The sequence below is a fragment of the Aerosakkonema sp. BLCC-F183 genome, from assembly GCF_041929145.1.
Classification (GTDB): Bacteria; Cyanobacteriota; Cyanobacteriia; order Cyanobacteriales; family Aerosakkonemataceae; genus Aerosakkonema.
The window spans coordinates 33,013-42,816 of record NZ_JBHFNU010000056.1 but is presented as its reverse complement, the minus strand read 5'-3'; the positions used below and the strand labels follow the sequence as shown (position 1 = coordinate 42,816).

5 protein-coding genes are annotated in these 9,804 nt (G+C 45.8%); 2 read left to right on the top strand and 3 right to left on the bottom strand.

What is annotated here, in order from left to right; all coding sequences use genetic code 11:
* The first annotated feature begins 450 nt into the window (after window positions 1–450).
* A complete protein-coding gene (locus ACE1CD_RS16835; RefSeq protein WP_374793766.1) occupies window positions 451–684 on the top strand; it encodes a Nif11-like leader peptide family natural product precursor in 234 nt (77 codons plus the stop codon).
* A gap of 38 nt (window positions 685–722) precedes the next feature.
* On the opposite strand, the gene ACE1CD_RS16830 is transcribed toward ACE1CD_RS16835, so the two are convergent.
* The gene (locus ACE1CD_RS16830) at window positions 723–2,120 is read right to left on the bottom strand and encodes a 1-acyl-sn-glycerol-3-phosphate acyltransferase (protein ID WP_374793767.1); all 1,398 of its coding nucleotides are present in this window, start codon (window positions 2,118–2,120) and stop codon (window positions 723–725) included.
* Between the two features lie 186 nt (window positions 2,121–2,306).
* Window positions 2,307–6,416 (bottom strand): hypothetical protein, encoded by a 4,110-nt coding sequence (locus ACE1CD_RS16825; protein ID WP_374825621.1) that lies wholly within the window; start codon window positions 6,414–6,416, stop codon window positions 2,307–2,309.
* Window positions 6,417–7,137: 721 nt separating this feature from the next.
* On the opposite strand from ACE1CD_RS16825, the gene ACE1CD_RS16820 reads away from it, so the two are divergent.
* The gene (locus ACE1CD_RS16820; protein ID WP_374793769.1) at window positions 7,138–7,692 is read left to right on the top strand and encodes an FHA domain-containing protein; all 555 of its coding nucleotides are present in this window, start codon (window positions 7,138–7,140) and stop codon (window positions 7,690–7,692) included.
* A gap of 76 nt (window positions 7,693–7,768) precedes the next feature.
* Here ACE1CD_RS16820 and ACE1CD_RS16815 read toward each other — a convergent pair whose 3' ends face one another.
* Entirely contained in the window at window positions 7,769–9,787 is a 2,019-nt protein-coding gene (locus tag ACE1CD_RS16815; RefSeq protein WP_374825619.1) for a ribonuclease catalytic domain-containing protein, read from the bottom strand.
* Window positions 9,788–9,804 lie beyond the last annotated feature (17 nt).

The window sequence follows — 9,804 nt, the reverse complement described above, 5'->3', positions numbered from 1 at the left end:
ATCGGCAAATATAGAAAAAGTCGGCACGGGGCATCGGCACGACTCTAAATGTACGTCGAGACAGATTAAGACTACCTCGGTAGCATCCGTCAATGAAGCGTAAAGAATCCCCACGCCTTCAGGCTGGGGAGTATGTCAATTATCCGGGGCCACTATGCCTGATGGGACTAAGCACAAGTAGCTTGGTTGAGCTTTATATCATAAAGGCTGTTATTTTTTGGTTATCTCTGAGACCAAAAGCTTTAACTTATGTCAAGATTTAGTGAAATTTCTGGTTGCTGGATTTATCCTTACATGATAAGGGGTAGGCGATCGCACGATGCCAAGTGGACTTCTCACAGCAGAGGTTGAGTTTATTCAGCTCAACCCAAATTACTATTTCCGAGATCTACAAGCCCCTGCAACTTGAACTACAGCATTGAAATACAGCTTAGAACAGGAAGTAAGATTATGACTCAGGAATCTGCTGCCCGCTTTTTTAAAGCTATCCAGCAAGATGAAGCTTTAAAAGCTAAATTGAAAGCAACCAAAGATCCAGAAACTTTTGTCAAAATTGCTGGAGAACGCGGTTATCAGTTCACGGTTGAAGATTTGCATATTCAGATCGAAAAATTGTCTCCAGAGGAGATAGCATCTGCGATCAATCCGGGTGTAGGCCCTCGGCGGCATCTTGTGCCAAGGTAATATTTCGTAGGGTGGGCATTGCCCACCCCTAAAGCCAATCAATTTGCGATCGAATCTTGTAAAGCATTTTGCAAATTTTGAGTTAAATCGGCAACAGCTTTACGGCGACTGCTTTGATAGGCATCCCACTGAGATGAAACTGATATAGGTTCTCCCAGTGTTATTTTTACCTTTTGCTTACCGAGTCGCGGACGCCCGAAGGGATTGCCTCCTTTAATGCGGGTTAACATATCCCAAAGTAATAAAGTTGTTTCGGCAAATCTTTCTACGGTTGGTTTTTCCAAAACGTAGCTGCCTGTAACAGCCACAAAACTTTCTACCAGTCGCATATGCCACATTCGCAGCGCTGCTTCTTCGGCGATGCGATCGGCCAAACCGCGCTCTAGAGGCGATAATGCTTCTAGATTCTTGATATCTTCTCGATAAATCCAATCCCAACCGGCTTGTTCCAAACGGCGACAGCGATCGATTAAACTGCCTTTAGCGGGAAGATTAAAAGACTTTTCTGCTACTTGCAATGCCACATCAAGCAGTGCCTTGAGTCGAATTGCCAGTACTTCGTTAGCATTCCCCGTTGATATTTCTGGTGCTTTTGGCAGTGTTTGATGATAAAAACGGACATAAAAGTCTTCCATCAAATTTAATATATGCTCGCCCAATCGATAAAGTCTTCGATAGAGCAATGAAGAAGGATGAAGAATAGATGATAAATCTTCATTTATCGCTTCGGTTTGGTCTTTCATCCCCACAGGTAAACCGCTATCGATTTCCAACTGGCTCATCAGCTTTTCTAACGATTTCCAAGGAGATTCAGTATATTGGTATTTAATGCCGATCGGCACGATAAAAACTTGTTCTTGCCGTTCCGCCTTCAGCAAATCTTCCACACACCAAAATCCCATTTGGGCAATCCCAGGCTCAAGCGGACTGATAATTTCATTATGACCGTTGGTAGCTCCTTCTGGAGATGCCATCATTGGAAATGGTGCATTAGCAAATAAATCGCGTGCCGATCGCAAACCCACTCGGTCTAGTTTACCGCGATGAATAGGGGTACCGCCCAATTGGGAATATAGCCAGCCCACGGAAGATCCAGCCCACAGGGGTATGCCGCGATCGTATATAAAATGAGCGTGAATTGGGTATTTCAGAAAAACGCCCTGCTGTTTGGCTACTCGCGGCACTAATTTCCAAAGCAGATACATCAGGCTGAACGGATCTTCGGTGCTAGGATGCCGAAACGCCATCAAGAAGCGGATTTTACCTGCCTGAAACTGACGGTAGAGATCGACTAAAACTTCAACATTTTCAGCTGTAATTTCACCGATCGCAGTTTGATATCGCAGCCAAAAAGGTAGTATCGACTCTGTACATCTTAGTACTAGAGGGTTGAACGCTGGGGCGATAAATTCTAAACGCGGTTGAACTTGGTTCATAGTAGTTGAGGTATGGAGGATGGGGCATGGAGGATAGGGCACAAGCCATAACTGCATAAAAGATCAAAAATTGTCCGATATCCTGCGCCCTATAGAATTTAGGTAAGCATTTACTTTAGCTGAAGTTCACTTCTTCCAAATTTAATTTATCGATAGAACCCTCCCCGATTAACTATGCCCTATACCCTATTCCCAATTTTGCAATTCAGAGAGCGAGTTCCGCACCAAGCTGGCGATTTGGGAACGGCGAGTTTCAAAATTGGCAGCAAGCAACATAAAACCGATACCGACAACTAAACCGATCGCCCATTTTAAAAACGAGTAGCGATCGTTGAGAATCACTAGCTGAAAGCTAGCATTAATTAAAAATGTTACAGTGCCAATAAACAGGAAAGCTCTTATTCTCAAGGCCAATCCCACAAAAATCGCACTACAGCTTATCATGCCGGAAACCAAACCAGTCCAATGCTCAGTCCATAACGATACTCCACAAATCGAACCTATTCCCAGCAGGCGTAAAATATGACGAATCTGTTTTTGTTCTGGCTGCTTTAATCCAGGATCGACTTGGGCAAGGTACAGCACAGCCAAAGCTACGGGGATGACATACCACAAGAAATGATTCGAGATATTGGTGAGTTGCATCTCTTGCCAAAACCAGCGGTAAGTGACCCACTCGACGATGATAATGCTGACATAAGTTAAGCGCACATTTTGTGCTAGCTTGGCCAGCAATAAATAAACAATGGCAACCACAATTAAAGTGATGCGATCGATTACTAAACTTGTCGCTAAAACAGTAAATCCAGGCAATATTGCCATTGAGTTCTTCCAGGCAGTTGCTGGCCAACCCCAATTTTGCCAAGGGGCATTGTACATAATTAAGGCAATGACACAGACGAGCGCTGCCAACCAAGGATCTAATACGCTCAGTTCCGTCCAAAATAATCGCCCATAGGCATATACTCCGGCAACTTCAATTAATCCCAAATATACCCACTCGCTAGGATTAAACCGACTAAACTCGTAGCGTCCCTGTGCGATCGCGTAAGCAGCTAGCAGCAAACTTACCGCAACTCCAATTACCGTCAGTTGGGGCCCAGTGCCAACTCCGATCGACGCTACCGCAAACATCAGGGTACTACCGAGCGCCCAATGAATATGAGCCGTATTGATAATTTCTGCTAAGCTGAGGCGTAGCAATGGTTGTAACCACCTTGCCAACAAACGATAGATAAAAGCGATCGCCGCACCCACTACTGCCAATACAGTCAAACCATCTGCTAGGTTACCTCCCCCTGACAGTCGCATTTGATAAATTACCAGCTCGTATACAGATAGAGAAATACCTGTAAGCGCAAGATATTGCAACGCTTTCCAAGCCGGACTTTTACCGCCAATCCCAAGTCCAACGATTGATGCGCCAAATAAAAGTACTCCCGTCCAACTGTTAAAAGTACTCCCTCGCAACGCCAAACCCAAAAAAGCATAAATTAGAGGCAAAATTCTGATACTGCTTGGCGCTGATGGATAGCGTTTTATCGACCATAAAGCGAGAATAAAACCGACGAGTGCGATCGCAATGTTGGCGATTGCTAAATCGAGGTAAGAACCGCCCCCCAATTTTACGCTTTCTGCGACGAACAGCTCGAATCCCCAACCGATCGCATAAACGCATAGATTCCTGGGATGTGGCAAACAGCGATAAAAATTTGCCCCCATCAGCAAGACAGCAGTTGCTAAATAGGTAAGTGCGGCAGTAAAAATATCGCTATAAATTCCCACACTGCGGAATGTCAGCACCACAAGTTCCTGACTGCACAGGGCGATCGCCCACAGATCCACTGCCCGGGCATAAATAATATATAAAGATGGAGAGGATTTTTCTCCTACACCTTCTGCTGCGGCTTGCACTGCTTTTACAGATCGTTCCAGCAACCAACTTCGCAGCCACCATAAAATATTGATGGCGATCGCACTTACCAGAAACCAACCATCTACCGACAGTGGCGGGAATCCTGGAAAGCCCTCCCACAAGCTAAAACCGAGGAAGCTAATTGTAAAACCTACAGTAACTAATGTTGCTGCCAAATGGCGTAAATAGCGGCTATTTACCAACATCGCCATACTGGCAATACCCAGACCGACTAACCTAGCATCTGGTATGTACACCGTCAAAATCTGCGCCATCCCAAAAGCAATTAAGCTTAACCAACTGGCAAGGGATCTTTGGGATGTTTCGCTGCGATTGGCAACTAAGGTTAGAGTTAGCGGTACTAGCAGCCACGACAACCTTAAAATAGAAGTGCTGCTGAAATCAACCACAAATAGTATGTAACTCAGCGCAGCTAGGCTCAATCCTATGTACCAAGCACTACGACTTGTAGTTTTAGATTGAGGATTTGGATTTTTATATAATAGGGAGCTTTCTGTTTCTGGGATGGGCGTTTGTATCTGCGGTACTCGATCTCTCAGCCCTTTAAGGCTTAATAACCACTCGGCGATCGTTAAACCTAATAAAACCGTCGCCCAATTTTCTAAACTGAAATTTGGCAACAAATAATCGAGCGCGGAGACAAGCGACAAAATAATGCTGATGTGGGTCAGATACACCAATGTACTTCTGGGGTGTCGCCAATTGACTATTGCCAAGTTGATGGTGACAGCCAGCAAATTGAGCGATCGCAACAAAGGGTTAACTAAGCTGATGCAAGTAGTAATCAATCCAAAGGAAAAGGCGATCGTTTCCCCAAATTCCGCTAGTTCCGACTTTGACCGTCTCCAGAGCCAGTCTGTCAGGATGACTATCCAAATAGCATAGGGAAATAGCACTAGGCTCAGTAAAGGATAGGGATTTTCTTGTGCATTGCTTAGCTCGATCGCAGTACTTATCAACCGATCCTGATTTTCTGGAGGAATTAAGCGCCAAAATAACCAAATTGCTTGCAACCCAATCCCCAACATGGCAGAGAAATCCACCCACAACCAAAATCTTTGCAAGCGACTCCAAAAAAACCATAAACCTAAGCCGCTCACTCCGATCGCCTGCCAAGCTGGATCTACGCCGACGGAAACTACCCAGCCTACCAACAACAAAATAGCGCCGATCGCTTCCCAATTCGATTGTGAAAACGCCGATGAAAAATTTAAGGGACTGGGACGTTGTAGCGATAGCCAAGCTAAAAGCCAACCGCAAATTCCTACCGCTAAGCCGAGTTGTCCGATTTCTACATAGTTAGAAAATATCGCCCGCACCAGCAAAACAGCAAGAGCATAAACTACAATACCGACTTTTCCTTGGCGGCGATCTGTCGCTGGCGGCTGAGAACTGGCAATAGGCCAACCATTTGATAATAAATCATTTGGTAATCCGGACAAATTATCTTCCCCAGGCGTCTCACCTACAGACTGCAAGTAAGACAGGAGCAAATCTATGTTTGCCTCTGCGCCTGTGTCTGTGTTGCCATTTTCCCCTGTTTCTATCTCCCCCTTTTCCGAAGTGTTGCGAGAGCGGAGTTTGGCGACGCAAAAGCGCCAAATTAGGAAAACAACCGTTCCTACTATTCCCAGATAAACTGCTAGCAGTGGAAATCCTGAAAATTCCCAGCCCCAGTGCAGGTAGCAAAGTCCTAAATAGTTGATCGGTACAGAGTATTCGAGATTGCGAGGTTGATTTTTGAGAATGAAAGCGGTTATGCCCGTTAAAGTAAGGGACGCGATTCCTACAGTCACCCATTCCGTAGGGTTTCCCCACAAGCGAAATCCATCCATCGCCCAGAAATTCACCGGCACTAGAAACAAAGTCACCAGTTGCAAAGTCTGAGCGGTCAGTTGTAAATTTTTCTGTCGAGCTGTCCAGAAACTTGCTCCCCAGAAGATTAAGGTGTAACCGAGCAACACCGCATACTGTCCAAATGCCGGAAACCTCTGCCATTGACTGGCGGCTAGCACCCCAGAGGACAGTACCACCATAAACACGCCCAAAAACAAAAACCACCGGACGCTGAGTTCTGCCAATAAGGACTGGAATATCCTCTTTCGCCTCTTCGGTAGCTGCGGTTCGTTTACTGGCGTTAGTGGTGGTTTGCTCTGAGCTGGGACTGTCGTCGCTGGTACTTCTAGTGTCTCGATCGGCTGGGGTAGAGGACAGCTGAGATACTTTTGGCACAACTGCCTCACCTGTGCATCAGAAATCAAACCTAAGCGCAGCCATATGTCTAGACCCTCTAACAGCGTTGGCTGCGAGGACGAGAGCATCATTTCTAGTCTGATCTGACGGTCGGGTTGAGATGGCATTTCCTACTTAGTCGCTACTCTCACACTGGGAGATACCCAATTATGAACTTTTTTGAAGGCTTTAGTTATGTGTTGCTATGCCACTTCTGAAAGCGATCTGTTCTGATTGTCCCGATCGATCGCACTCTCCCAGAGGTGCAAAGAAAAGGGTATAAGAAAGCTAATTGTATCAATGTAGCTTGGGTTTAACTTAAAATTTTGCCTTCCATCGCTACTTATTTAACCGCGCTTTCCGTAACAAAAGTAGCTGTTCTGTATAGTAATACTTTAGGATTTTAGGTAATTTTAAATTATATTAATTATTCTTAAAAATTTTGCCCTTAATATGCGATATATGCAGATATGTCCATTTGCGTACTTACGCAAAAATATCAAAATATATACAAATAAATCTACGTACACTTAAGGATATTTCCTATACTGTTTCAGATTTGCACATATCTGTCATTCTGGCAACAGGGCAAACACTAAGTATCATTTTGTCTAAAACTTCATATAAGTGGCTATATATAGTCACTTATATGAAGTTTTGGTAAAGTTAGGCGATCGAGTGGTTGTTAATGCTCTTGATATGTAGTAGATGTCTATTAATACTATTCGCACATGAATTTTTACTGGAACGATCGCGAATGGCTCAAGCTGATTAGGGCTTTCGTTACGGTTGTGAAGTATATATGTTCAAATTTGATGTTTTTGCACAGAATCGTTGAGAAAACGGTGTATGAAAAACCTAAGTAAACCCGGTAGCTCCACCGATGGAGCTTTGAAGTTTTTGGAGCAGAATACCTGCTTCTTACGCTCTTTGTTTGCTAACTGCAACCAAGATGTCGAGAGGGTAACAACAATTATTGAGCCAATATTGAATGCGCCGAAACGCTGCGAAATCACTCCTTTTTACATCCAGGCTATCTGTACCGAACACACAACTTTTCTGGTGACAAATATTACAGAAGGCCAAGTAGTTCGAGTGGTAGACAGTGCTTCTAGTTGGTTAATCGGTAGGCGATCGAGCTGCGCGATCGCCATCCAAGACCCCTGCGTTTCGCGCCAGCACGCTGTACTTGGGCACGAAAGAGGTCAGGATTTTCACATTACAGATATCGGTAGTAGAAATGGTAGCAAAGTAAACAATCGCCCCTTAGCAACTTTGGAGCGTCGCAACCTTCGCGATGGAGATTTGATAGAGCTAGGCTTTGTTCAGGTAGAGTTTTTTGTTACTACCTCTCAACAATCATCGCAACTTGGCACCGATCTCAGTATCACTGACTGGATGTAGAATCGGAAAAGTTACTTTTCCGATTCTGTTCGGTAGTAGACTGATGATTAATTTTTAAATTTTTAATGTTTAGTTTTTAACTAACTGCTGTTTGCGCCGCCCGATCGACAGTTTCTTGGAACTTGATCGCATCTTGGCGAGGATCTACGTGGGTAACGCGCACTTCCATGCGATCGCCTAAGTACACAGAACGCCGAAACACCATCGGCAATTCCAATCCCAAATCCTCTAACAGGATTAAACCCAGCCTGTCATCTTCCCTTAACCAACGCAACAGCAGTGCTTGCCAGACGCGATCCGAATTGCGTCGCAGATACTCCAAAGCCCAATAGCGATGGGTTTGGCGTTCTACTAAACTCGCTTCCTGGCTGACAGCAGTAACGCTCATCATCACTTCCTTCATTTCTTCAGCGGAGAAAGGCAGCTGTTCTCCTCTCAGGTGAGCCTTAATTTGGAAATGGCTGAGCAAATCTGTGTAGCGACGAATGGGAGAAGTTACCTGAGTATAAGTCTGCAAACCCAGACCGGCATGACGAGCGGGAGTGATACTCATTTCGCTGCGAGGCATACATCGACGCATAGCGGCGGCGCGAACCCACCCGGCGGGAAGTTGCAGCAATTCCTCTTCTGAAGGTAATTCTGGTTGAGGCTGACTGCGAAACGGCAAAGGAATTTGGTGAGTGTGACCGTACCGAGCAGCGACTTCACCCGCGACAATCATCATTTCCGCTACCATTTGGCGGGAAGCCGAATCTTCTAAAACGTGGATATAAATCTCGTCATCTTCAACCTTAATTAATCCTTCCGGTAGATGAATGCCGATCGAGCCTTGCGAACGCCGCCATTTTTCCCGTCGTTGCGCTAAAGATGCGATCGTAGCTAATTCCGGTTCGCCAGGGACAGCCAATTCCAGCATCTCATCCACATCTTCGTATGTCAGACGATAGGTTGGCTTGATAATGCTGGCATGGATGCTGTACTCTTGCACGGCTCCATCTTCATCCAGTACAATACCGAAGCTGAGGGCAGTACAAATTTTTCCCTGCACTAAACTCATTGGGCCGGTAGCCAGTTCTGGTGGGAACATGGGAATCATACCAGTTGGCAAATACAGTGTTGTACTGCGACGTCGGGCTTCCAGATCTAATTCATCCCCTGGCATCACCCAGCGAGTGGGGTCAGCGATGTGAACCCAAAGTTTTGCCCGCCCATCAGCCATTGTTTCACAGCTCAAACCATCATCTATTTCGCGGGTACTTTCATCATCTACGGTGTAAACTTTCAAGTAAGTTAAATCGAGACGATTTGTGTCCGCATCGGGGGGTGGAAACTCGATACGCTGCTGAGCCACTTCTAGCACCTTAGTTGCAAAGTTAACAGGGATCTGGCTGCGCCGCAGAAACAGGTTTTCGTGCGTACTCCACAAACCCATCTGCACCAGGAGATCGAAAGCCGCTTGGGGAGTGTTGGTTCGTTCCAAAGCTACCAGCGTTTCTTGGGCTACAGAACGTCCGGAAGCTTCTTCCCCCAGAGAGGCAAACTTTTCTAATGCCTCCAAGCGAGTGCGATCGCTACTCTGCCATTCTACCGACTCACCAGAAAGCGCTTGCTGCACGCGAGCCAAAAATTCTTCCGATTCTCGTTTGCGCTGTCCCGCTACTTGCAACTGATGTTTCAGTTCCTCGACAAGATTGCGAGAGCGAGGTTCGTAGCGGTCTCCCTTTTGTTTGAAATATAGTTTGTCTTCCGACAGCAGGTAGTAAGCTGCGTAACACTGAGGCGCATTTTGCTCGGAAAACAGTAACATCGCCATTTCGCCTATGCTGACGCTCGTACCATCTTCGGCCAATATTTCCCAGGCTACTTCCAAACTGGAAGGGTCGAGATACAGCTCTACCTCTTGCCGGAATTTAGGAATATCCTTTGGCTGGTAACTTTGACCAGTCACTTCATAACTGATTTGCTGGGGATTGACGGTATATGATTGACCGCGCTCATCTTGCACGACCCACTTTGTTTTGCCTTCCGGGCGTTCTGCAACGGTCAACCGCCGCTCTCCGTGCAGCCGAACTTCTATCAGCCTTCCTTTTTCCACAATTTCTCGTTATCCCC